This is a genomic window from Bradyrhizobium lablabi (genome assembly GCF_900141755.1).
Taxonomy (GTDB): Bacteria; Pseudomonadota; Alphaproteobacteria; order Rhizobiales; family Xanthobacteraceae; genus Bradyrhizobium; species Bradyrhizobium lablabi_A.
This window is the reverse complement of record NZ_LT670844.1, coordinates 4428487-4451646: the sequence shown is the minus strand read 5'-3', so window position 1 is coordinate 4451646 and position 23160 is coordinate 4428487. Positions and strand designations below refer to the sequence as shown.

At 60.8% G+C, this 23160-nt stretch carries 24 protein-coding genes and 2 pseudogenes; 8 read left to right on the top strand and 18 right to left on the bottom strand.

The genetic code is table 11. The features are described 5' to 3' along the window. Positions 1 to 175: 175 nt before the first annotated feature. From B5526_RS20735 to B5526_RS20725, 4 genes and pseudogenes are all read right to left on the bottom strand, one after another. Positions 176 to 436 (bottom strand): annotated as a pseudogene (locus tag B5526_RS20735) (flagellin); the annotation flags it as partial. A gap of 271 nt (positions 437 to 707) precedes the next feature. Further along, positions 708 to 848 (bottom strand): annotated as a pseudogene (locus tag B5526_RS39770) (hypothetical protein); the annotation flags it as partial. Positions 849 to 966: 118 nt separating this feature from the next. Continuing rightward, positions 967 to 1383: a response regulator gene (locus B5526_RS20730; protein ID WP_079541109.1), complete on the bottom strand. Its 417-nt coding sequence runs from the start codon at positions 1381 to 1383 to the stop codon at positions 967 to 969. 218 nt (positions 1384 to 1601) lie between these two features. Next, on the bottom strand, positions 1602 to 1877 hold the full coding sequence (locus B5526_RS20725; RefSeq protein WP_079541107.1) for a hypothetical protein: 276 nt from the start codon (positions 1875 to 1877) through the stop codon (positions 1602 to 1604). 262 nt (positions 1878 to 2139) lie between these two features. On the opposite strand from B5526_RS20725, the gene B5526_RS20720 reads away from it, so the two are divergent. The 4 genes from B5526_RS20720 to B5526_RS20700 all read left to right on the top strand — a co-directional run bounded on the left by B5526_RS20720 (position 2140) and on the right by B5526_RS20700 (position 5242). After that, a complete protein-coding gene (locus B5526_RS20720) occupies positions 2140 to 2850 on the top strand; it encodes a Crp/Fnr family transcriptional regulator (protein ID WP_079541105.1) in 711 nt (236 codons plus the stop codon). Between the two features lie 254 nt (positions 2851 to 3104). Beyond that, positions 3105 to 3821: a Crp/Fnr family transcriptional regulator gene (locus tag B5526_RS20715; protein ID WP_079541103.1), complete on the top strand. Its 717-nt coding sequence runs from the start codon at positions 3105 to 3107 to the stop codon at positions 3819 to 3821. Positions 3822 to 4102: 281 nt separating this feature from the next. Next, entirely contained in the window at positions 4103 to 4495 is a 393-nt protein-coding gene (locus tag B5526_RS20710; RefSeq protein WP_079541101.1) for a response regulator, read from the top strand. A 498-nt stretch (positions 4496 to 4993) separates the two neighbouring features. Beyond that, positions 4994 to 5242 carry a hypothetical protein gene (locus tag B5526_RS20700; RefSeq protein WP_079541097.1) on the top strand — a complete coding sequence of 83 codons (249 nt, stop codon included), beginning with the start codon at positions 4994 to 4996 and terminating at the stop codon, positions 5240 to 5242. Positions 5243 to 5390: 148 nt separating this feature from the next. Here B5526_RS20700 and B5526_RS20695 read toward each other — a convergent pair whose 3' ends face one another. Beyond that, positions 5391 to 6065 (bottom strand): helix-turn-helix transcriptional regulator, encoded by a 675-nt coding sequence (locus tag B5526_RS20695; RefSeq protein ID WP_433994590.1) that lies wholly within the window; start codon positions 6063 to 6065, stop codon positions 5391 to 5393. A 340-nt stretch (positions 6066 to 6405) separates the two neighbouring features. On the opposite strand from B5526_RS20695, the gene B5526_RS20690 reads away from it, so the two are divergent. The 3 genes from B5526_RS20690 (at position 6406) to B5526_RS20680 (ending at position 10009) form a co-directional block, all read left to right on the top strand. Further along, positions 6406 to 7566: a hypothetical protein gene (locus tag B5526_RS20690; protein WP_079541094.1), complete on the top strand. Its 1161-nt coding sequence runs from the start codon at positions 6406 to 6408 to the stop codon at positions 7564 to 7566. Between the two features lie 412 nt (positions 7567 to 7978). Beyond that, the gene (locus B5526_RS20685; RefSeq protein ID WP_433994589.1) at positions 7979 to 8401 is read left to right on the top strand and encodes a hypothetical protein; all 423 of its coding nucleotides are present in this window, start codon (positions 7979 to 7981) and stop codon (positions 8399 to 8401) included. Between the two features lie 390 nt (positions 8402 to 8791). Next, positions 8792 to 10009: an EAL domain-containing response regulator gene (locus B5526_RS20680; RefSeq protein ID WP_079541090.1), complete on the top strand. Its 1218-nt coding sequence runs from the start codon at positions 8792 to 8794 to the stop codon at positions 10007 to 10009. A gap of 220 nt (positions 10010 to 10229) precedes the next feature. Here B5526_RS20680 and B5526_RS20675 read toward each other — a convergent pair whose 3' ends face one another. From B5526_RS20675 to B5526_RS20625, 11 genes are all read right to left on the bottom strand, one after another. Beyond that, complete coding sequence (locus B5526_RS20675; protein ID WP_079541088.1) at positions 10230 to 10439, bottom strand: cold-shock protein; 210 nt, start codon at positions 10437 to 10439, stop codon at positions 10230 to 10232. Between the two features lie 220 nt (positions 10440 to 10659). Continuing rightward, complete coding sequence (locus B5526_RS20670; protein ID WP_079545145.1) at positions 10660 to 10866, bottom strand: hypothetical protein; 207 nt, start codon at positions 10864 to 10866, stop codon at positions 10660 to 10662. 96 nt (positions 10867 to 10962) lie between these two features. Continuing rightward, a complete protein-coding gene (locus B5526_RS20665) occupies positions 10963 to 12123 on the bottom strand; it encodes an iron-containing alcohol dehydrogenase (RefSeq protein WP_079541085.1) in 1161 nt (386 codons plus the stop codon). 22 nt (positions 12124 to 12145) lie between these two features. Beyond that, positions 12146 to 12589: a tautomerase family protein gene (locus B5526_RS20660; RefSeq protein ID WP_079545144.1), complete on the bottom strand. Its 444-nt coding sequence runs from the start codon at positions 12587 to 12589 to the stop codon at positions 12146 to 12148. Between the two features lie 47 nt (positions 12590 to 12636). Next, on the bottom strand, positions 12637 to 13641 hold the full coding sequence (locus B5526_RS20655) for an NAD(P)H-dependent flavin oxidoreductase (RefSeq protein ID WP_079541083.1): 1005 nt from the start codon (positions 13639 to 13641) through the stop codon (positions 12637 to 12639). A gap of 36 nt (positions 13642 to 13677) precedes the next feature. Beyond that, positions 13678 to 14862, bottom strand: coding sequence for an acetyl-CoA C-acyltransferase (locus B5526_RS20650; RefSeq protein ID WP_079541080.1), 1185 nt, complete (start codon positions 14860 to 14862; stop codon positions 13678 to 13680). Next, a complete protein-coding gene (locus B5526_RS20645) occupies positions 14859 to 16052 on the bottom strand; it encodes an acyl-CoA dehydrogenase family protein (RefSeq protein WP_079541078.1) in 1194 nt (397 codons plus the stop codon). The genes B5526_RS20650 and B5526_RS20645 overlap by 4 nt, the downstream gene beginning before the upstream one ends. A 35-nt stretch (positions 16053 to 16087) precedes the next feature. Then, positions 16088 to 17269, bottom strand: coding sequence for an acyl-CoA dehydrogenase family protein (locus tag B5526_RS20640; protein WP_079541076.1), 1182 nt, complete (start codon positions 17267 to 17269; stop codon positions 16088 to 16090). 12 nt (positions 17270 to 17281) lie between these two features. Next, positions 17282 to 18025, bottom strand: coding sequence for an SDR family NAD(P)-dependent oxidoreductase (locus B5526_RS20635; RefSeq protein WP_079541073.1), 744 nt, complete (start codon positions 18023 to 18025; stop codon positions 17282 to 17284). Positions 18026 to 18065: 40 nt separating this feature from the next. Beyond that, on the bottom strand, positions 18066 to 19610 hold the full coding sequence (locus B5526_RS20630) for a class I adenylate-forming enzyme family protein (protein WP_244562012.1): 1545 nt from the start codon (positions 19608 to 19610) through the stop codon (positions 18066 to 18068). A 111-nt stretch (positions 19611 to 19721) separates the two neighbouring features. Continuing rightward, positions 19722 to 20357, bottom strand: coding sequence for a 2-hydroxychromene-2-carboxylate isomerase (locus B5526_RS20625; protein ID WP_079541069.1), 636 nt, complete (start codon positions 20355 to 20357; stop codon positions 19722 to 19724). A gap of 253 nt (positions 20358 to 20610) precedes the next feature. On the opposite strand from B5526_RS20625, the gene B5526_RS20620 reads away from it, so the two are divergent. After that, entirely contained in the window at positions 20611 to 21126 is a 516-nt protein-coding gene (locus B5526_RS20620) for a winged helix-turn-helix transcriptional regulator (protein ID WP_079541066.1), read from the top strand. Positions 21127 to 21280: 154 nt separating this feature from the next. Here the strand turns inward: B5526_RS20620 and B5526_RS20615 are convergent, their stop codons facing one another. Together B5526_RS20615 and B5526_RS20610 are read right to left on the bottom strand one after the other, a co-directional pair. Further along, on the bottom strand, positions 21281 to 22498 hold the full coding sequence (locus B5526_RS20615) for an ABC transporter substrate-binding protein (RefSeq protein ID WP_079545143.1): 1218 nt from the start codon (positions 22496 to 22498) through the stop codon (positions 21281 to 21283). A gap of 275 nt (positions 22499 to 22773) precedes the next feature. Further along, positions 22774 to 23070, bottom strand: a complete 297-nt coding sequence (locus B5526_RS20610) for a DUF3551 domain-containing protein (RefSeq protein ID WP_172842074.1) — start codon at positions 23068 to 23070, stop codon at positions 22774 to 22776. Positions 23071 to 23160 lie beyond the last annotated feature (90 nt).

The window sequence follows — 23160 nt, the reverse complement described above, 5'->3', positions numbered from 1 at the left end:
CCGTTAATTTTGTCGTCCGTGGTAATACGGGGTGATGCACGTATGGCGAGAGTACCTGACCGTCATTGCCGGGCTGACCCGGAAATCCATCCAGTTTGCCGAGAATCTGATGAGGTTTGGGTCGAAAGCGGCGGGATTTTCCCCGCCGCCTTGATATTGATCAGAGAAGCCGGGCTCAGCGCAGCAGCTGGAGCACGCTCTGCTGCGACTGGTTGGCCAGCGACAGCGCGGACACCGCGATCGACTGGCGGGTTGCAAGCGCCTGGCTGATGGCCGCTTCCTCGTTGGTGTCGGCCAGCGTCAGGTTGGACGAGCCGGTCTGCAGCACGTTGATCAGGTTCTTTGAGAAGTCCTGACGGATCTGCACGATCGACAGGTTCGAACCCAAGCCCGACGCTTCCGAGCGCAGGGAGCTGGAGGCAGAGGAAAGGCTCGAAGCTGAGCTTGCCGCCTTCCGGCATGGCGTCGCGCGCCGTGATCGCAATATCGAGAAGCGCCGTCATGAGCTGACCGGCATCGACGAAGGCAGACGGCGCGTCGGTCGCCGACACCGTCTCGATCTCGATCTGCTCTCCCAGCGTCGGCCGCAGCAAGCGTGCCGCCTCGACAAGCAGCGCGTTGAGGTCGACCTCGCGAGGCGGCGACGGCTGGCCGCGCGCGAACGCCAGCAGATGCGACGTCAGGTCGGCGCCACGCGCCGCCGCCTCGGCGATCAATCCAGCGACGGCTGCGAGTTGCGGCCGGTCGGCGACCGCGTCGGCCAGGATTTCGATGGTTCCGGTAATGACGGTTAGGATGTTATTGACGTCGTGGACGACGCCGCCGGTGAGCTGTCCGACGATCTCCATCCTCCGACAGTTAAGCGCTTCCGCGACTTCTGGCGTCGGGGATTGCTGACGCATGTCTTCGGCTCCCCTGCAGCGCCTGTCCTCGCGTTCCGCCTCGCGGGCGGCAGTCGGAGGATAGCTATCTCAGCTGAACGACGCCCGGCGCGCGGGACTGGGCTTCCGCCAGACATTCGTTGATCACCGTCAGCAGCGCGACCGGTGTGAACGGCTTGCGCAGGCAGCGCGAGGCGCCGAGTTCAAGCGCCATCCTGAGGAAATCGGGCGCCGGCGTATTGAGATTGGCAAAGGCGTAGCCGGACATCGCGATCAGCGGGATCGTCGGTGCACGCTCGTGAAAGATCCTGATCGATTCGAAGCCGCGCATATGCGGCATGAAAATATCGACGATCATCAGGTCGTAGGTGGTGCCTTCGAGGGCGCGAAGCCCGGCCTCACCACCATCGGCGATGGTCACCTGAAAGTCATGTCGTTCAAGATAAATCTCAATGGCCATGCAGACCATTGGATCATCATCGACGACGAGAATACGTTGCATGTTGGCCCCCCGAGGCAGAGCAGTTTGTTTCGGCAGTTCGGCAACCCCTGAATCGTAGTGCACGCGACCTCCCTTTGCCTTCAATTAAAGTTGATACGAATCAAGACCTCATCACGCGTTGCACCATAAAGATCAACGGGCGGAGCTTCGGGCCAGCGGCTCCTTTTCAGTGGCTCCGCCAGGCACGATGGATCTTGAGTTGATTGGAACCTGATTGATCAGCCCGTACGAACGTCCCCCGGCAGGTTTCGAGATTGCATCCGGCGCTGCGGGTCCGACCGCGCGCCGGTAACGGCGGTCAGCGCAGCGATAGACCATCGATGAGGTTCCGCCTCCGACAGGCATTCGTCGAATACGCCAAGCAGCATCGTCGGGCGAAAGGGATTACGCAGGCAGTTCGTCGCGCCGAGCTTCATGGCCATTCGCAGGAAGTCGGGACCGGATAACTCCGGACCGGAAATCGCAATCAGCGGCACCGTCAGAATGCGGCGCATGGCATTCCCCTCGCATTTCCTTGTGCGCTCGACTGACCCGTACTGATCGGACTACAATTTTTCCCGTCGCGAATCAGTGCGTCACTATCATTTCCGCCGTATGTGTGGCGATTCGTCTGCCCTGCACCGTGTATAGGCCCTTCCATGCAACTGGCCCGCTTGTGCAATCGACCGACCGGATTATGTCTTCGCTTCTAACAGCGGACCGGAACACAGGTGACGAGAGACGTATTGAGCTCCCGCCTCTTTGGCAGGAGTGCCCATGCATTCAGACCAGCATTCAAATAATCTTCTGTTGCAAGCCCTGCCCGCGGAAGATTTCGAGATGTTGCGTCCGCGGCTGGAACAGGTCGATCTGGTCAAGGATACTGTCCTGGTTGAAGCCGGCGCACCGTTGACGCATGTCTATTTGCCTCATAGCGGCGTGATTTCGATGCTGGTCCGCCTCTCGGAAGGACAAGCCGTCGAGGTGGCGATGGTCGGACACGACAGCGGGTTCGGCGCTTCGGCCGCGCTCGATGGCGGAATATCGCTGACCGATGCGGTCGTTGTTCTGCCCGGCACGGCGGCAAAACTCGATGTCGCCGGTTTTGGGGCGGCGGCCCATCGCAGCGTCACGCTGCGTTCGCTGGTTGCGCGGCACGAACAGGCGCTGTTCGCGCAGGCCCAGCAATCGGTAGCGTGCAATGCATCGCATACGGTCGAAGCACGGCTGTCGCGCTGGCTGCTACGCGTGCGAGACTTGACCGACAGCGAGGCCTTGCCGCTGACCCAGGAATTCCTGGCGCAAATGATCGGCGTGCAACGTAACGCAGTTTCGATCGTCGCCCACGCCATGCAGCAGGCTGGCGTCATCCGCTACAGCCGGGGTCACATCGAGATCAAAGACGTCGGCGCGTTGCGCGCGATGTCTTGCGAATGCTATTGCGCCGTGAAGACGCAACGTGACCGGTTGCTCAGGGTGGCGGATTGACGATTTCGAAACAAAGCGATTTTGAAACGAAGCAATTTTGAAACGAAACGCTTGCGAAAACGAAAGCAAGACGAAAGCGCGCGGTCGCTATCAGCGCGGTATCACGCATTGAGACGGAACCGGCGCAGGAAGGTGCGCCTGTTCGCCAATTTAGCTTGCCAACAACGCCTATAAGGATCATCCTTTATGTCGGATATCGTGCATAGAGATTACGCGACCCAAGAGGCAGATTTTACTCCCAATAGGAGGCTGCCATGGACTCGGCTCCCCGTTCGCCCAATGGTTTCTTGGCGTCGCTGGCGGATGACGATTTTGAATTGATCCGGCCGCATCTGCGAACTGTCGATCTGGTGCAGGAATTCGTCCTGGTCGAAGTCGACGAAACGCTCAAGCGCGCCTACCTGCCGCATCGAGGCGTGATCTCTCTCATCGTAAAACTTGCGCGGGGCGAGCACATTCAGGTCGCCATGGTCGGCCGCGACAGCATCTTCGGCGCATTGTCCGTCCTTGGCGACCCGACCTCCCTCAATAGCGCGGTCGTGCTTGTGCCCGGCGTCGCCTCGACGCTCGAGATCGATCGTTTTCGGGCTGCCGCCGACCAGAGCGCCACCTTGCGGACCGCGCTGGTCCGGCATGGGCTCGCGGTTCACGCGCAGATCCAGCAGACCGCGGGCTGCAACGCCTCGCACACGGTCGAATCCCGCCTGGCGCGATGTCTGTTGCACACGCACGATCTATCCGGCGACGACGAGCTTCGCCTGACGCAGGAATCGATGGCGCAGATGATCGGCGCGCGCCGCAACTCTGTATCGCTGGTGGCGAGCACCCTGCAGCAGGCCAAATACATCCACTACAGCCGCGGGCATATCGAGATCACCGATCTGGATGGCCTGCTCAAGACCTCGTGCGAGTGCTACGCAACGGTCAAGGCCCAGTACAACAGATTGCTTCGGCCTCGTTGCCTGTCGTGAGCCTTCGCCGCGGGCGAGCGGCCTCGCCGGTTGTATTGCCAGGTCCATCGCTATCCAGGCATGTGATGGACCCGGCTCCCCCCGGGCTTTTCCCGTATTAGTAGGGCCTGCCGCCGGCCGCCGGCAATTTATTCAGCGGGAATTAACTGGCTGTTCAATGAACGCTGATAAATGTCAGGGGTGCTGACGAGCGCCGGATTCGAAGAGCGTCGAAGGATTTTCGCACGCCAAGAATGTCTCGCCGGTTTTCGGCAACTTGCACCGTGCGGAGTTAAAAGGACATGGCTTTTGATTTATCGATGCCGATCCTGGTGGTCGATGACTACAACACCATGATCCGGATCATCCGCAATCTTCTGAAGCAGATCGGCTTCGAAAACGTCGACGATGCCAGCGACGGATCGGCAGCGCTCGCCAAGATGCAGGGCAAGAAGTACGGCCTCGTGATCTCCGACTGGAACATGGAGCCGATGACCGGCTACGACCTGCTCAGGGAAGTCCGCGCCAGCCCGGAACTTTCGCAGACGCCCTTCATCATGATCACCGCGGAATCGAAGACGGAAAACGTCATCGCCGCGAAGAAGGCCGGCGTCAGCAACTACATCGTCAAGCCGTTCAACGCCGCGACCCTGAAGACCAAGATGGAAGCGGTGTTCCCGGACACCGCCGAGTAGCATATGGCAGGCACCGCGCGCGCGGCTTTCTAAAGGGTCGTCGATAACGGAGCAGCCGTCCGCCAGGCAAAATGCCGCTTTGAGAAGGTGGTATCGACGTCCGAGCAAAAGCCCACGCCGCACGGCCGCACATTGCTGGCCGGCAAAGTCATCTCCAATTTCGGCCAATCGAGCATCGACTGCGTCGTGCGCCGGATCACCGATCGCGGCGCGAGCATCGAGGTGGAAAGTCCGCCCCGCCGACGAGCTCGAAATCCTGCGCTGCGCGCTGGATAATATTTCCGACGGCGTTTTGCTGCTCGACGCAGATCTCAATGCGCAATACCTCAATCAAACCTCATCCTGAGAGGAGCGCGCCCTCGCGCGCGCCTCGAAGGACCGCCGCGGCTTTACGTGTTGCGTTCATCCTGGTTGTGCGGCCGTACTTCTACGGCTTGGGATTTTCATATACAGCTAATCTTGTGCGGTGATAGTTGCGCGAGCCAGAGGGGGAGCTTCATGGTTACGTTTGAGACGGCCGACCAGAAGGAAGTCCGTCGTTTCCGCATCGCGCAGTTCAACGGCAGAACCGTAACCGTCAAGTCGGACGGCGCGCCGGTCACCGGCCACGTTCGCTCGGTGCTGGAAAGCGGCGAGAGCATTCCGCAGCGCTGGACCATCACCATCGTACCGAGTCCGCCCAAGCCCACCGTCGTTCCCTCGCGGGCCGCGCCGCGCTTTCAGTCTTTTGTGGAAGATCTTTACTGAGCGGCGCTGTCGCACGACGGCGGATGCTGACGCGCCTCTAAACTTCACATCTTTGATTCGGCTGTCATCACCCGGCTTGACCGGGTGATCCAGTACGCCGCGGCTTCTCGATTGATCATCGGCGTCTCTGGAATACTGGGTCGCCCGGTCAAGCCGGGCGATGACAGTTGTAACTAACTCGGGCGAAGACAGTGACGCGCTCGGCTACACCGAACCCGAATGCAAGAGCACGGTGCGGACGAGATCGGCGGTGTTTCGCGCGCCGAGCTTCCGCATCGCTTCGGCGCGATGGCTCTCGAAGGTCCGCGGGCTGATGCGCATCCGCAAGGCGCCTTGCTTGTTGGAGCATCCCTCGCTGATCAGACTGAGAACTTCGCGCTCGCGCCTGGTCAGAGGTTTTTGACCGGGGCCTGATGAGAACATCACGCCGGGGATGCGCGGCTTCTCTGACCGAGGCGGACCGGGTCTCCCATTGAGCCTTGCGTCCACTCGCGGCGACCGATCCCTCGTGCGCACCCGCGATCTGCTTCATCATCGCGCAGACGCGCTCGGTTTGCTGAAGCGCGTTCTCCACAACCTGTTGCAGGTAAGCGCGGTCGCCTGAACCTTGCGAAAACTGATGGCTGTGCTGCTTGATCTCGCCCATGTACAGCAGAAGCGCGGTCAACGGGCCGTTGTGCTGACGCGCGATCGCAGCTCCCGCTTCATCCATCGCCCGGGTGCGCGCAGCAGACAGCCGGACAATCTCGAGATCGTCGTCGCGAGGCGCGCTGCTCTCCAGCCACTTCGAAAGGTGCGAATCACTGGCTTCTTGCTGTGACATGCAATTTATTTAACGACCCTGCGCTGTGTGAGGGTTAATATTTTACTCAGTAAGACTACGGAGATTTTTGTAAATCGTGCGGAGCGGTAAATTGATCGTTGCGGTCGAATCGGTAAGTGATCACCGCGTATCGCGGTCAACATGGCAAACGATACGTTAAATCTCAGTAGTTCTACTGAGAGCGCAGGCGCCTTAACCGTAAATCCGTACCTCCGCAGTTTCACGGGCATCCGGCTTACTTCTTAATCGGGCACGAACTGTTTTCGTGATTTGATCCGCTATTCGCGCCTGCGCGCGGCGGGCCCTTGATGCCGATCAACTTGCGGGAACTCTTGGTGCAATGGAACGGCCGGATCCGATCCAGGATTATCTGCAGCGGTTGAAGCCGCTGGCGCGCGCCAATCTTCTCACCGAGCTCGAACGGCTGGAGATGTGCGGCACCGAGATACCGGGCTCCGCGGATGTCCTCGCCAGGCTGCGCGCTGAATTCCGCAAGGATGGTTCGACGCAAACACGCATGAGCAATCCCTTGCGGTATTTTTTCGCGCCGCTGGAGTCGTTGCTGGTTGACGGCGCTCCCGAGCATGCCAACGCCGGCCGTATCCAGCGCGGTTCGCTCGCACCGATCTGGGAATGGGTCAGCCGCGATCTGCTGCCGACCATGGCGCGCGACTACGCCAACGGGATCGACCTGATCGGCGCCGACAATAAGCGCGAGGCCCAGCAGGCCGCGTCGACGTTCCAGACCAAGGTTCTCAAGAGCCTCGAGAACACGCTGAGCACGCCGGACGGCGCCAACCAGACCCGCACCAAACTCGCGACCTACACGGCCTCGCGTTCGGTGTTTGACGACCTGACCAAGATGCTGGGCGTGTTGCGCGCGCGCGAAGCGCTCTCGAAATTCAACGAAGCGCTGCCGCCCTCGCTCGGCAAGTTCGAGGACGCGCAAGTCGCCAAGGCGACCCAATGGCTGGACGCGTTCGCAAAGAAAAATACCGAGGCGCTGCCCTTTGCGCTGGCGCTGGTCGCAAGAAAGCTAAAAACATCCTGGCATTTGATCCGCCTCGCGACCAAGCCCGCGCCCAGCAAGAACGCCGCCGATATCGCCGCCATGCCCTATGCGATCACGGTCACGATGGTGCTGGACCGGCTGGACGACAAGCGGGCGGCGCTGCGCGTGGCGCTGAAAAACAACCGGGTGCTGGTCGCCAAGGAGATCCTGACCGATATTTACGACACCGAATACGCGCTGCAGGTCCGCATCGACGCGCTCGAAGAATCCGATTGGGGAAAGCGGCTGCACTATCTGATGAACGCGATCGCCGAATTGGTGGAAACGGAGGTGAGACGGTTTCCCGACAATGTCGGCCATGTGCTGGGATCGCGCAGCCTGCGCAGCCATCATTCGCTGGCCGGACGCCTCACCTATCTGGCATGGAAGGGACGCGATGTCGTGAGCGGCGGCGCCGCTTATTGCAAGAAGCTGATCGGCCAGACCTGAAGGAAATCCCGCAGGTCCGAAAACCGCGGTTACGATTGTCGTCTGCCCCAACGCGCCGGTTCACTGTCCAGCACTTTCGTCACGATGGCGTCGTACCGCAAATTCAGAAACGTCTCGAACCATCGGCCCGAGACGACGAACCTGAACCACCAGAATATCATCCGCCGGGTTCTCATGGGTGCCGTCCTCGATGGGTCCCTGCCGCATCATGGGTAGCGCGGGAACCTGCGGCTGGATGTGACGTGCTTCACACTTGACCGTACAAATACGGGTCCGGCTGGGCCAGGCTGGAGCCGGACGACAGGGGACAAAGTCACGACGAGATCATGTTTACGCGGGCCGCTAGCCTGCGATGATTGCACCCAATAATCTCGCGGCCGGACTGGGCGCTAAGAGAAAAAAGGAGATGGCGATGGGTCGAGGGTTGGCTTCAGGCTTGGCGATGGCGGCGCTGACGGGAGTTTTGATGTTCAATTCGGCTGCGCGCGCGCAGACGCCAGCGGCGCCGGCCGAGAACGCCGCGCCGACAGCCGACAACGCGGTAATGCTCACCATCTTCTTAAAACACGACCAGTCGCGCCCCTTAAGCGAACTCAACGCGCAATTGGAGAAGCAGGGTTATTACAAAGCCTTTCCCCCGCCCGGCACCGAAGTGGTCAGCTGGTACATCATGATGGGGATCGGACAGGTCGTCACGCTGCGGTTTCCGGCCTCGCGGCTGCGCGAGGTCAACCGGGTGCTGGAGAACACCGCCTGGGGCGCTTATCACACGGAATTCTATCCGACCTACGACCACAAGGCGGACGGCATCGCCGCACACGACAAGGCGCAGTAGGCGACGGCGCGTTTGCCGAACACGCGCCCCGTCGCCGCCACCGGTTTTGTCACAATGGTTTCGCCGAAATAGGCCGCGCTGCGTTTCGGCGTTTACTTTTGTGTCTTGTAGCCGACATAGATAGCGCTCTCGTCGACGAGACGTGCGCGCGGGCCGCACGGATTTCACACGAGCAAAAAGTCGATTTCAGCAATATCTTTCGAACGAACCACAGAAGTTGACGCCGCAAGCGAACGGCGATCCGTAGAATTTTAATGAAAAATTTTGCAAAGATTTAGTCTTGCTGCGCGGTTTAACGTTACTCGGACAATTCAATTCTGCGCACAAGATCTCCATATTTGAAACCATGCGCGCCGTTATGAAACCTTCTGAAGCAGGAGGAGGCTAGCGATGACGAACCAGACGTTCGGTGGCATTTTAGCGGAGAGACCAGCAACCTTTGGGCGTCGCAAAATAGCGCCTCGCGTATGCGTTGTGGATGCCAAGAGGCACCTTCGAGCCTTCCTTACCGATGTACTTGAAGATCTCGGCTTCGTAACCAGCGAGTGCGCAAAGGACGGGGACCTCGGGGCGATCCTCGAGACCCAGCTTCCCGATCTCATCGTTATCGGACTCTCGGTCGATGGAATCGAGGCCGGCAAAATTCTTGAAGTTCTTGTGCGTCGGGAGTTCTGCGGCAAGGTTCTCGCGATCGGCGCCCGCGAGTCGATCATCGTCAAGGCCGTGCAGCAAGTTGGCGAAGAGTATGGCCTCGTCATGCTGCCGCCGGTCACTACGCCGTTTGCCGCCGGAACCTTGCGCGAGCGAGTTGCCATGCTTGTGCCCGAGGAGCCGGCGCCGAGCCCGGCCGTCCACGTTGAAGAGGCATTGCACGCCGGTTGGCTCGAATTATGGTACCAGCCGAAGATCGACGCCCGCACCCTCGTTCGCTGCGGCGCCGAGGCATTGGTGCGGATGCGTCACCCGACGTGGGGCGTGGTGCCGCCGGCCTATTTTATCCCGGAAAACGACGATCCGGACTTCCTGCGCTTGTCGGAATTCGTGATTAACCGCGCCATCGAGGATTGGCATCACCTGCTCGAACAGCAAGGCGCGACGGACATCTCGATCAACCTGCCGGTGTCGTTTCTCAAGAACCCCGACGCGGTGCGCGATCTCTGTCATCGAGTGCCGGCGCATCCCGCATTCGGGGGGCTACTGATCGAGATCAGCAGCGCGGAGGCCATTCACAATCTGGATCTGCTGATCGATGTCGCAAGAGAACTGCGGCTTCACAATATTGCCGTCTCGATCGACGACCTTGGCACCGACTGGCCGGCGTTGATGGAGTTGCGCACCTTTCCCTTTGTCGAGCTCAAGGTCGATCGACAATTCGTCACCGGCTGCGCCAGCGACCGGCTGAAACGGACGGTGTGCCGTCGCATCATCGAGCTGGCCAAAGGCTACGGCGTGCGGGTGGTCGCCGAAGGGGTAGAAACTCGCGCGGATTTTGTCGCGGCGAACGAATTAGGTTTTGATCTCGTCCAGGGCTATCTGTTCGGTAAGCCGATGGGGCTGAAAAAATTCGCGCGCTCGGCGATGGCCCCTTCGGTGCTGGCGTCGAAGTGAGCCGGCGGCGGAAGCAGATCAACCCGGCAGGCTGATCGGCTTCCCTCCTAAACATCGACGTGGCGGCTTCCCTTTTCAGGAGAAGGTTGCCTTCAACAAAAAGCCCGCCGGCGATAACCGGCGGGCTTAAATCCTGGTGTCGTTATCCCCTGAGAGGAAACGGCACGCCGTCGAATGAGGGATCCCGGTACATCCGCGGTGATCTCCTAATTCGTTGGCATCACATGGCGCGGAGGTTTTCCGCGCTGGTCTTGCCGCGCTGGCTGTCGACCTTCGATTCGAACGAAAGCTTCTGGCCTTCATTGAGCGAGCCCATGCCTGCCCGTTCGACGGCGCTGATGTGCACGAACACGTCGTTGCCGCCATCGTCAGGCTGAATAAAGCCAAAACCCTTGGTCGCGTTGAACCACTTAACCGTTCCGGTAGCCATCTTAACTTCTCCAAGATTGCGCAAATGCGCTAACGCCCGCACGACTATTCGCGCGAGCTTAGATCCGATTTCAACGATGTCTTGGGGAGGGGAGCCGGTTCGGCGCGATCAACAAGCAAATCGATTATTCGAATGGCAGGCATGTACGCTGCCTGCTGCGAAATAGCAAGCGAAACCTGCCGACATGACAAAACGCTAATAAAGCGGGCGCCGCGCCGGATCAATCGAGCCGGCTGATCTGTTCCTCAGTCACCACGCGCTCGACATTCTCGGTCTTGCTCTTGATGCGGTAGCGCGGCCGGCCGTCCGACTCGATCGGCAGGCAGGTGACAATCGTGTAAATGCTGCGTTCCTTAACGACGGCGCGGCCTTGCGGCCCCTGCAGCTGGTGAAGCACGTTCTCGTTGATCGCAAAATTGTGGGCCATGGCCGATCTCATCCGTTGCAGCGCGGCTTTTAGGCGCAATTGCGCCGCAAAGCAACTGATCTGGTCGGCCGGCGGCAGGGCTGAAGGGGCGAAAACCTAGGCCGCAAGCTTCAAAATCTCCACCACGTCGCCCGGCTCGCGGATCGGCTGCGGGTTGGATCGGGTGAAGATCGAGAGCATCGCGTTCTCGCCGATCAATTTGAAGCGGTCTTCGCCGACGCCGACATCAGATAGCTTGCGCGGCAGCCCAAGCTTGCCGATGAAATTGGCAAAAGCGTCGCTGGCGTCGAGTTCCGGCGCGCGCAGCGCGGCGGCGATCGACTTTTGTGCTTCGCCCGTGGCCGGCCGGTTATAGCGCAGCACGCTCGGCATCATCACCGCGGTGCAGAAATAATGCGGCACGTCGCAGGTGCCGCCGAGCACATGGCCGATGGCATGGCTCGCGCCCATCGGCACCCGCGCCTGCAGCCCGAACGCCGACAGCCAGGAGCCGAACTGGCAATTGACGCGGGCTTCCGCATCGTCGGGATTTTCCTTGGTGCGCAACAGGCCGTCATGAAGATAACGCAGGCCGGCAAGGCAGGCGCTATCGACCAGCGGGTTGCCGCGGATCGAGCAGACCGCCTCGATGCCGTGATCCATGGCGCGGGTGCCGGACCCGAGCCACAGTTTTTCCGGCGTGTATTTCGTCATCGCGGGATCCAGGATGATGGTGCGCGGCATCATCATCGGATGATTGAAGATCTGCTTCAGCTTGCGGCGGGTATCGGTGACCAGCGTGCCGGAATTATATTCGCCGCCGGACAGCGTGCTCGGAACAGCGATCATGCGGACTTTGGGATTGCGAAACGCGCCAAAGCGGCGTTCGGGCGTGGTCTCAAAGCCGTCGAGCCCGTCCTGGTCGACGATCTCGTGCTCGATGCACATCAGGATGATCTTTGCAGCGTCCACCACCGAGCCGCCGCCGATCGCGACGATCAGGTCCGCAGCCGCCTCGCGCGCGTGGCTAGCGGCCTTGACCACCACCTCGCGCGTGGTGTGCTGCGGAATGCCGTCGTAGGTGCCGGCGTAACGGTCCTTCAGGCTGTTGCGGATCTTTTCGATCTCGTCGGTCTTGGTGTTCAGCGTGCGGCTGACAATGAGAAATACGCGCTGCGCATTGAGACGCTCGGCCTCCTCGCGCAGCGCCTCGGCGGCGGGCTTGCCGTAGACGACAAAATCCATTGGAGGGTATTGGTAGCTGCCGGGGGCTCGCATGTTTCGCTCCTCACGTTTGTCGCTATTTTCCAATTGACCGCATGAATTCGCGATCTGCTTCTGGTAGTGCAGCCGTCCAGGCCGGCTCATCGCCCGGTTCAGGCAGCAAATGTCCGAATTCGATCATTTGCCGCGCGGGCATGTCGGCGACATAGACCCAGACGGAACGGCTGTTTTCGACTTTTGCAACCTCTCCGACCGCCTTCGCCATCAGCGCGATCATCCGCGATTTGTCGACCGCGGCGCGTCCGCCTCGCATGATTCCGTAGACAAAGATCTGGTCATGCTTCAGGGGCGCTCCGCCCATAAAATAGTTGCCGGGCTTAAGCTCATTGAAGATGACCTGGGCAAAGAAGCTCGGCGCGCCGGTGACCTCGGAATGGATGCGCGTGATCTCACCGGCAATTTTGCTTTTTTGGTCGGCAGCGAGGCGGCCTTCCAGGGTCGTGCAGAAATAGGTCGGCATCTTCATCTACCTCGAGCGTGGCCGTTGTCGCTAACACCACGAAAGACTCAAGCGACTTTCAGAGATGCTATGCATTCGGCATCCAAAAAACCCATCAGCCGGCCGCGGATGATGCGATCGGCTTCCGCCATGATCCGGTCGATCAATTCCTTCACGGTCGGAATGTCGTGGATGAGGCCGACCACCATGCCGCAGCTCCAGGCGCCGGCATCCATCTCGCCGTCGATCATCACCTTGGGATAGACACCCGCCACCTGATCGTGGATGTCGTCGATCTTCAGCGCGCGGCCTTTTTCGCGCTCGATCTCGAGCAGCCGCTCGACGCCGGCATTTTTCAGGACGCGCTCGGTGTTGCGCAGCGCGCGCATCACGAGCCTGGTGTCGAGCTCGGTCGCCGCGACCAGGGCTTGCTTGACGTTGTCGTGCACCGGCGCTTCCTTGGTGGCGATGAAGCGCGTGCCCATGTTCATGCCGGCCGCGCCCATCGACAGCGCCGCGACCAGGCTGCGCGCATCGGCCATGCCGCCCGACGCGACGAACGGAATTTTCAATTCCTCGTCGGCGCGCGGCAACAGGATCATGTTGGGCATATCGTCCTCGCCGGGGTGACCGCCGCATTCAAAGCCGTCGACGCTGACCGCGTCGCAGCCGATCTGCTCGGCTTTGAGGGAATGCCGCACCGAGGTGCATTTATGGATCACCTTGATGCCTGTGGCCTTGAGCGCCGGCATGTATTGTTCGGGACTGCGCCCCGCGGTTTCGACGATCTTGATGCCGCCTTCACGGATGGCGGCGATGTATTCCGGATAAGGCGGTGCGGAGAAGGTCGGCAGGAAAGTGAGATTGACGCCGAACGGCTTGTCCGTCATGTCGTGACAGCGCGCGATTTCCCTGGCGAGCAATTCCGGGGTCTTTTGCGTAAGACCCGTGATGATGCCAAGCCCGCCGGCATTGGAAACGGCCGCTGCCAGTTCCGCAAAGCCGACATAATGCATGCCGCCCTGGATGATCGGATGCTCGATGCCGAACATCTCCGTAATCGCTGTCTTCATCTGTTTCTCCAAATCCGTGTTGTCGCAGCTTACGCCTCAGTGGACGATCTCGAACAATCCCGCAGCACCCATGCCGCCGCCGATACACATGGTCACCACGCCGTATCTGGCCTTGCGGCGGCGCCCTTCGATCAGGAGATGTCCGGTGAGGCGCGACCCGGTCATGCCATAGGGGTGCCCGATCGAGATCGAACCGCCGTTGACGTTGAGCTTTTCGGGATCGATGCCCAATTTATCGCGACAATAAATTACCTGCACGGCATAGGCTTCATTCAATTCCCAGAGATCGATGTCGTCGATGGTAAGCCCATGACGTGTTAGCAAACGTGGTATCGCAGCCACCGGGCCGACGCCCATTTCGTCCGGCTCGACGCCGGCGGCCACAAAACCGCGAAAGATACCGAGCGGATTCAGGCCCTTCTTCGCCGCAATCTTGTCGCTCATGATTACGCAGGCCGACGCGCCGTCGGAGAGCTGGCTCGCATTGCCGGCGCTGATCGTCTTGCCTTCGAACACGGGCTTGATGCTCGCTAGCCCCTCAGCCGTGGTTTCGGGGCGCGGCCCCTCGTCTTTGGTCAACGTGATTTCCTTGAGCGACACCTGCTTGGTGTCCTTGTCCATGACCGCCATCCTGGTCTTGAACGGCACGATCTCGTCGCTGAAACGACCGCCTTGAAGCGCCGCGGCGGTGCGGCGCTGGCATTCAAGGCTGTATTCGTCCTGCCGCTCGCGTGAAATCTTGTAACGCTCCGCCACGACTTCGGCGGTCTCGAGCATCGACATGTAGATTTCGGGCTTCATCGCCATCAGCTCATCGTCAACGGCGTGAAACTTGTTCATGTGCTCGTTCTGCACCAGGCTGATCGATTCGACGCCACCGGCGACCGCGATCTCGACGCCGTCGAGCATCACCGAGCGGGCGGCTACCGCAATCGACTGCAACCCGGACGCGCATTGCCGATCAATCGTAGTGCCGGCGACTGTCACCGGCAGGCCGGCACGGATCGCGCCCTTGCGCGCGACGTTCATCACCATGGTGCCCTGCTGCATCGCGCAGCCCATCACCACATCCTCGACTTCGCCGGGCTCGATTCTGGCGCGCTTGACGGCCTCGGCAATGACGTGCCCGGCCATCGTCGGGCCTTCGGTGTTGTTGAGCGCGCCGCGATAGGCCTTGCCAACGCCGGTACGGGCGGTCGATACGATCACTGCTTCATTCATGACACTTCCTCGGGTTGGCGGGCTCGTATGGCAGGCGCCGCGGATGTGGAATGCGACAGACCCATTTCGCGCGCGTATCGCATCAGGTGGTAGGTGGGATCGCCGAACTGGACGTTGATGGCCGCGATCCGCTTGAAGTAATGGCCGACGTTCAGTTCGTCGCTCATGCCCATACCGCCGTGAATCTGGATGGCCTGTTCGCCGACAAGACGTGCGGCATCTCCGATCTTCGATTTCGCGGCCGAGGCGAGTTTCGAAGAGCCCGGCTCGTTTTCGGCCAGCGCCAGATTCAAATGCTGAGTGAGCGAGATGGATTCCTGCAGCGCGATGAACATATCGACCATGCGGTGCTGCAGGACCTGGAACGTTCCGAGCGCCACGCCGAATTGCTTGCGCGTCTTGGTGTATTCGAGCGTGGCGGAATTCAATTCCGTCATCGCGCCGACCGCTTCCGCGCAGAGTGCAGCGATGGCGCGGTCGCGCGCCGCCTCCAGAATGGTAACACCCTCTCCCTCCTCGCCCAGCATCCGGCTGGCCGGAACCCGTACGCCCTTCAGCGAGATTTCCGCGGCACGACGGCCGTCGATCGTCTTGAAACTTTGCAGGTGAAGATTGGCCGACTGCCGGTCGACGATGAACAGGCTAACCCCGCCGCGGTCGCGCGGATCGCCGGAAATGCGCGCCGAGACGATCAGCCTATCGGCCCATGGCGCGCCGATCACGACCGCTTTGTCGCCGCTGATGGCATAATCCTGCCCATGACGCTCTGCTGTCGTGGCGACATGATTGAGATCGTAGCGCGAGCGTGTCTCCGCCCAGGCCAGCGCCCAGGTCGCCTTTCCGGCCGCGATCTCCGGCAGAAACTCTTCGCGCTGGGCTTTGGTGCCGGCCTGGTCGATGATTCCGCCAGCGAGCACAACGGTCTCGAAAAACGGTTCGACCACGAGATGGCGGCCGAACTCCTGCATGATGATCATGTTCGCCAAAACGGAATCGCCGAGACCTCCAACCTCCTCCGAAAACGGCGCCGCCAACAGGCCGAGCTCGGCGAATGCTTCCCAATGCTTTTGGCTGAAACCATGCTCCGTCGCGATGATCTTGCGGCGCGCTTCGAAATCGTACTGGTCACGCAGTAACCGCTGAAGGCTACCGCGCAAAAGGTCCTGTTCGGCTGTAAATTGAATGTCCACTTGTGAATATCCGCTTGGTGCCTCGTGCGAGCCGGTTACAGACCAAGCACCGCTTTTGCGATGATGTTGCGCTGGATCTCGTTCGATCCGCCGTAGATGGAGAGCTTGCGCGCGTTGAGATATTTTTCAGACGCGGTGTGTCCGTAATCCGGCCCCGGCATGAACATGTTGGCGCTGGCCGGATGCTCGCGAAGCGCAAGGCCATAATTGCCGATCGCGCGGTGCGTCAGATCAGTGATGCGCTGGAAGATCTCGGTGCCCCTGATCTTGAACAGGGAGGCAGCAGGACCTGGATTTATCCCCCGCGACATCTGCGCCACTACCCGCAGTTCTGTCGCTTCGAGCCCGAGAATATCAAGCTCTACCCGCGCGATGTCCTTGACGAATTCGCCCAGCGTCGGATCGTCCTCGGCCATTTCGGCTTTCACGATTTTCTTCAGACGGTTCAGATAGCGCGTCGAGCGCCCGATCCCAGCCATGCTGGTGCGCTCGTTGCCGAGCAGAAATTTGGCGTAGGTCCAGCCCTTGTTTTCCTCCCCGATCAGGTTCTCGACGGGGACGCGCACGTCCTCCAGAAACACGTCATTGATCTCATGCGAGCCATCGATGGTGATGATCGGGCGCACCGTGACGCCGGGCGATTTCATATCGATCAGCAAAAAGGAAATGCCGGCCTGCGCTTTTGCCATCGGATCGGTGCGGACCAGGCAAAAGATCCAGTCGGCGTGCTGGGCCAATGTGGTCCAGGTCTTGTGGCCGTTGACGATATAATGATCGCCGTCGCGCACAGCTTTGGTGTGGACCGACGCCAGATCGGAGCCCGAGCCTGGCTCCGAATAACCCTGACACCACCAGTCGTCGCCGGACAAAATGCCCGGCAAGAATTTTTTCTTCTGCGCCTCATTGCCATAGGTGTAGATGACGGGACCGACCATGGTCACGCTAAAAGCCAGCGGCGGCAGCGCTCCGGCGCGCGACGTCTCCTGCTCCCAGATGAAACGCTGCGTGATCGACCAGCCGGTGCCGCCATATTCCTTCGGCCAAAGCGGCGCGATCCAGCCCTTCTTGTAGAGAATCCGGTGCCAGAGCACGGACTGCTCCTTGGTCAGGTCGGTCTCCGGATTGGGAACGCGCATCTCGGAGGGATAATTTTCCGCGATGAAGGCCCGCACCTCGTCGCGAAAGGCCGCATCTTCCCTGGAGAGTTTTAGTTCCACCGGCGCGCCCCCTTACCATTTCTCGCCGAACGGGCGGATTTCATGCTCAAAAGTCCAGGCGTCGCGCGGCTGCTGATAGAGCTGCCAATAGGCCTCCGCGACTGCCGCCGGGCGCATCAGGCGGTTGGGATCGAGGTTTTCGATCGCCTGCGCGCCTTCCCGTTTGGCGATCAACTGCCGCACCCATTCGGTATCGACGCTGGAGTCGATGATGAGATGGGCGACATGGATGTTCTTCGGACCGAGCTCGCGCGCGATCGACTGCGCTACCGCGCGCAGCCCGAATTTTGCGCTTGCAAAGGCCGCAAAGCCCGAGCCGCCGCGTAGGCTCGCGGTCGCGCCGGTGAAGAAGATGTTGCCCTTGCCGCGCGCCAGCATCACGCGCGCCGCCTCGCGGCCGGCGAGGAAGCCGGAATAGCACGCCATCTCCCAGACTTTTCGGAACACCCGTTCCGTCGTCTCCACGATCGGAAAATTCACGTTGGCGCCGATGTTGAAGACGCAGACTTCGAGCGGTGCGTGCTTATCGGCATCGGAAATGAATTTTATCATTTCCTCTTCCTTGCGCGCATCCAGCGCGCGTCCGAACACGGTGCCGCCGGCGTCCTCGATCTCCTTCACCAAGGGCGCGAGCTTTTCGCCCTGCCGGCGGCCGACGAAGACGTCAAAACCTTCGGCCGCGAATTTCTTGGCGATTTCGCCGCCGATGAAGTCGCCTGCGCCGATTACGGCGACTGTCGCGTTGCGTTTTTCCAAGATGTTCTCCCGAGGTTTAAGGGAATGAGACGCCCTGAGCTCAGCCGGCGCGGAGCGTCTCGGCCAATTTGTGTTTGAGGATCTTTCCGGTCGAGGTTGCCGGCAGCGCATCCAGCACGATGATTTCCGACGGCCGCTTGTAAGAAGTGAGTTGCGGGGCGATATGGGCCATCAGGTCTTCCGGGCGAGTGTTGGAGCCCTGCAACAGCTGCACGAACGCCACCACCTCTTCATTGCCCTCGACCGCGCGGCCGACCACGGCGCATTGCACGACGGCGTCATGGGTCGAGAGCACGGCTTCGATTTCCGCCGGATAGACATTAAAACCCGAGCGGATGATCATTTCCTTGGTGCGTCCGACGATAAAGAGACAATCGCCTTCGAACCGCGCGAGATCGCCAGTATTGAACCAGCCTTCCGCATCGATCGCCTTGGCGGTCAATTCAGGCGCGCGATAATAGCCACACATCACGTTCGGCCCGCGCACATGGAGTTCGCCGACCTGACCCTTGGATACCGGAGCGCCCTTTAGGCCGACGATCCGGGCCTCGATGCCCGGCAGCAGGGTGCCGACGGCGTGATCGTCCCGCGGCACATCGAAGCGGACGCCGGAAATTCCCGGCGAGCATTCGGTGATGCCGTAACCGTTGAGCAGCGGGAGACCAAGCTCCTGCTCGACGCGCGATTTCAGGTCGAGGTCGAGCGGGGCGCCTGCAACCGCGATCAGGCGCAACGCGCCGCGGTCGAGTTTTGGCAGTCCGGCTACACGCTTATACTCCAGCAGCCGTTGGTACGTAGCCGGCACCCCGTTCAAAATGGTGACGCCCTCCTCGGTGATTGCTCTGGCCAGCGCGGCCGGATCGTATTTGCTGACCAGCTGCACCGTGCCGCCGGTCATCAGCGTCATGATCAGGAGCGAAATGCCGACAATGTGCGAGATCGGCAGCACGACATAGACCTTGTCGTGCGCGTCCATCCTGCGGAACCATGCCGTCGTCGCCGCGCTGAACAGAAGGTTGCGGTGGGTCAGCATGACGCCCTTGGGCGTTCCGGTCGTGCCGGAAGTATAGATCAGCACCGCGACCTGTTTTGCTGGATCAGCCTCGACCGGTTCGGGCGCGGTGCCCTGATTCAGCGCGGAGACAGCGATGTTGTGAAGCGGCCCGACGTTTTGCACGTTCGCGCCGTAGCGCGACGCGTGGATGGCGGCCTCCTTGGAAACGCCTGCGGTGAAATAGGCACGGCGCGCGCCGGAATGATCCCTGATCTGATCGAGCTCGCGCGGCGACAGCCGCGGATTGGCGACGATCGCCCAGGCGTCCAACCGGAATGCCGCGAACAACAGGCACGCCAATGCGATGCAATTCTCGCTGACGATCATGAGGCGGTCGCCGGCGCGGATGCCGAGCGCGGCAAGCGCGTCCGCCGTTGCCTTCACCGCGCGGTCGAGCTCGCGGTAATTCAGGCTTGCGCCGTCTTCGATCAGCGCCGGCCGATCCGGCGTCGCCGTCACGTGGTGGTCGATCACCTGGTGGATCCGCGCGGGCAAGCTTGCAAGCACATCCGCCGCAGCGATCTCTGACACCGGTCTCTCCAACGATCCCTCCCGCGGGCTGCGAACGCTTTTGTCTTTAACTCTTGTGGCTCGACATTAGCAGTTCTTTTTTAGAACTCGTCAATGCCCGATCGACCCGGCTCAAGCGATTTTGAGCGCGGCCCGGGTTTGCTCGACAATCTCCTCCTCGACATCGCGGAGCTGGTCCTTGCCGAAGAACATCTCCTTGCCGACAAAGAATGTAGGCGAGCCGAACGAGCCGCGTTCGACCGCGTCGGCGGTGTTCGCGATCAGCTTCTTCTTGACGTCGTCCTGCTGCGCGCGGGCGATCAAACGGTCGATGTCGATACCGGACAGAATGAAGGCGTCGCGGAACACCTGCGGATCGTCCATCTTCTTCGGCGCTTCCCACATGTGATGGTAGGCCGCGCGAAAATACGGCTCAAACATGTTTTCGAATTGGGCCGCGACCGCGCCGCGCATCAACATCAGCGTGTTGACCGGGAAAAACGGATTGGTGTGGAAATTCGTGATGTTGTGGCGTCGAATGAAGCGCCTGGTTTCAAGCGCGTGGTATTCCGGCTTGTTCCTGATCCCGCGCAGCGACTCTCCCGGCGACAGGTTGTTGGTCGCCTTGTAGACGCCGCCGAGCAGCACCGGAACATAGTCGAATTTGACCCCGGTGCGCTGCTCGATCTGCGGCAGCACGCGTTCGGCCAGATAGGCATTCGGGCTGCCGAAATCGAAATGAAACTCGACCTTCAAGGCACTGACCACGGCACCCTACCCTTTCAGCCACACCACGACGGCCCCCGTGCACGCCGAGCGGCGGGCCCGCATGGCGGGAATATTGAAAATATCTATAGTTCTATTTTAGAACTGTCAATGCGGAACCGCAATTTGTCGCCTGGTGGGCGAATTGGCCCGTTGTGTGCCGCTCAGTGCCTATTTAGAATGGGGCATTGGGTGATTTGCGCGCGGCCGGCGAGGCCGCCCAAATCGGCTGGAGAATGCTCGGCTGGAGAATGCGATGAAGTGGGATGCGCTTGAAGAAGAACCCTGTTCGCTGGCCCGCACGGTCGCGGTGATCGGCGACCGCTGGAGCCTCTTGATCTTGCGGGAATGTTTTCTGCGCAAGCGCCGGTTCGAGGCGTTTCAGTCCTCGCTCGGGATCACCCGGCATCTGCTCGCCGAGCGCCTGAAAAAGCTGGTGCGGTTCGGCGTGCTGCGCCGGATTCCCTACCAGGAGGCGCCAAAACGCTACGAATATATCCTGACGCAGAAGGGGCTCGATCTCTATCCGGTGATCATGTCGATCGTGAATTGGGGCAATATCCACATGGTCGACGCCCGCGGGCGGCCGATGCTGCATGAGCACAAGAATTGCGGCAAGATGTTCGATCCGGTGATGGTCTGCTCGGAATGCGGCGAGCCGGTGATCGCAAAGGCCGTCCACGTGCACCCCGGTCCCGGCGCGCGCAAGGCGCCGGCGGGCGGCAAGACTGAGGACGGTGCGAAGGCGAAGAAGACGGTGCGCGCGGCGTAGATTAGGGCGGCCGCACTCCGACCTCATCCTGAGGAGCGCGCCTTGCGCGCGTCTCGAAGGATGGCCGCGAGTTCGTTCGTTGCGGCCATCCTTCGAGACGCTTGCTTCGCAAGCTCCTCAGGATGAGGTCGGTATTCCTCGGCGGACCCGGGCTTCACTCCGAGCCCGCGTCCAGCACGTCGCCGAACTGTTCCCAGCTCTTGCCGTTCCAGCGCTGCAACTGCATCTGGGTCCAGACCATGTTGCTGGTTGGGCCGGTGTTGATCCTGATGCCGGGCAGCGCGGTCGGCAGCACGAAATCGCGCAGCGATTTTGCTTGGGCCGCGATGTTGGCGCGCGACAGGTCGTCGCCGCATTGCCTTAAAATCTGTTCGAGCACCATGCCTTGCTGGTAACCCGTGAGGTAACTGGTGTTGGTGATATCGGCGCCCGCGAGGTACTTTTCGAAGAAGGCGCGGTACGCCTTGATGCCGGGATCGTCGTTCCATTTCGGATCGATCGTGTCCTTGTTCGGCGTGCCGACAATGACGCCGACGGCGTTTTCGAGGCCGGCCGGTTTTATGGTCCCCGCCACCGAACTGGAAGGGAAGTTGATGATCAGCGTCGGCTTCCAGCCGATCTCGGCCGCCTTTCGGATCGCCTGGGCGGCGAATTTCGGCGTACCCGCGACAAACAGCGCCTCGGCACCCGAGCTCTTCAGGCTGACGACCTGCGAGTCGATCGTGGGCTCGGTCACCTCGTAGGCCGCGGTCACGACCCGCTTGTCGAAGTCGGCTCCAAGAAATGATTTGAAGGCGTTGACGTAGTCTTTGCCGAGATCGTCGTTCTGGTAGAGGATCGCGTATTTTGCCGATGGCAGCGTGCGGGTCAGATATTTCGCGTAGATCTTGCCTTCGGTGTCGTAGCTGACAAGGCCGGTGGTCGTCAGCGGATAGTCCTTCACGTCCGTGAATTTGCTCGAGCCGGTGACGATCGCGATGGTGGGAACCCCCTTGGCTTTCAGATATTTCGAGACCGCCGTATTGCCGGCGGTGCCGAGCTGGCTGAAGATGAAGGCGACCTCGTCGCTCTCGATCAGCCTTCTTATATGTTCGACCGCTTTGGGCGGGCTATAGGCGTCGTCCAGCGCGATGTAATTGATCCTGCGGCCCTGGATGCCGCCGCGGTCGTTGATGGATTGCACGTACGCCATCACGCCCTTGCCGACCAGCCCGATCGACGATGCCGGCCCGCTGAACGGAAACACGCCGCCGATCTTGATTTCAGTCGCCGTGACGCCCGGCGCATCGGCGGCGCGCGCACTTGCCGGGACTATCAACGCCGACGCGATCGAAAAGAGCAACGCGCATGCCGGACTGAGGCGCTGAAACATTGTTTGGTCCTCCCACGGAACGCCTTTTTGGGCGTTGGCGGCTTTCGCGCCGGCGTTGCGAGCTTGTCGGACCATTAAGTTCTTTTTTAGAACTCGTCAAGCCGCGATCGTGGCGGCGCGCTTCCATAGGTGGTGGAAGGTTCAAATATTCTTCAATTGGCGGAAACCCGCGCAGGACGACCCGCAAGCTACGGAAGCAACTTACAAAACAGCACGGCACGAGCGGATGACCGCTCGTGCCGGTTTTTGTGCGATGCTGATATCGGCGCGCCCGATTACTGCGCGACGGACTGCTTTGCCGGATGCAGCGTCGTGCGCGCGCGGGTCTGCTTCGGCTGATAGGCGAGCGCGCTGTTGGTATCCTTGTAGAAGGGATCGCGGTCGCAGGTGCCATTGATGCCGGCCATCGAGGCCTTGCATTGCTCCAGGCTCGAAAAACCGCAGCCCCGCATGCCCGAGCTGTTGGTGCTGCAAAATTCGGCCGCCTGCGCCGCCGGCGTTGCCATCGCGACAAAGGCAAGCGTCGACAGTGCTGCCACCGACAAGGTCATCATCTTTGAGATCGATTGCATTTTCTCTCTTCCTTTATTCATTGAACAATTGTTGGACGCACCTGGCATCGATGCCCCTCAGCGCAGTTGAGCATCGGCCCGCATTTTGAT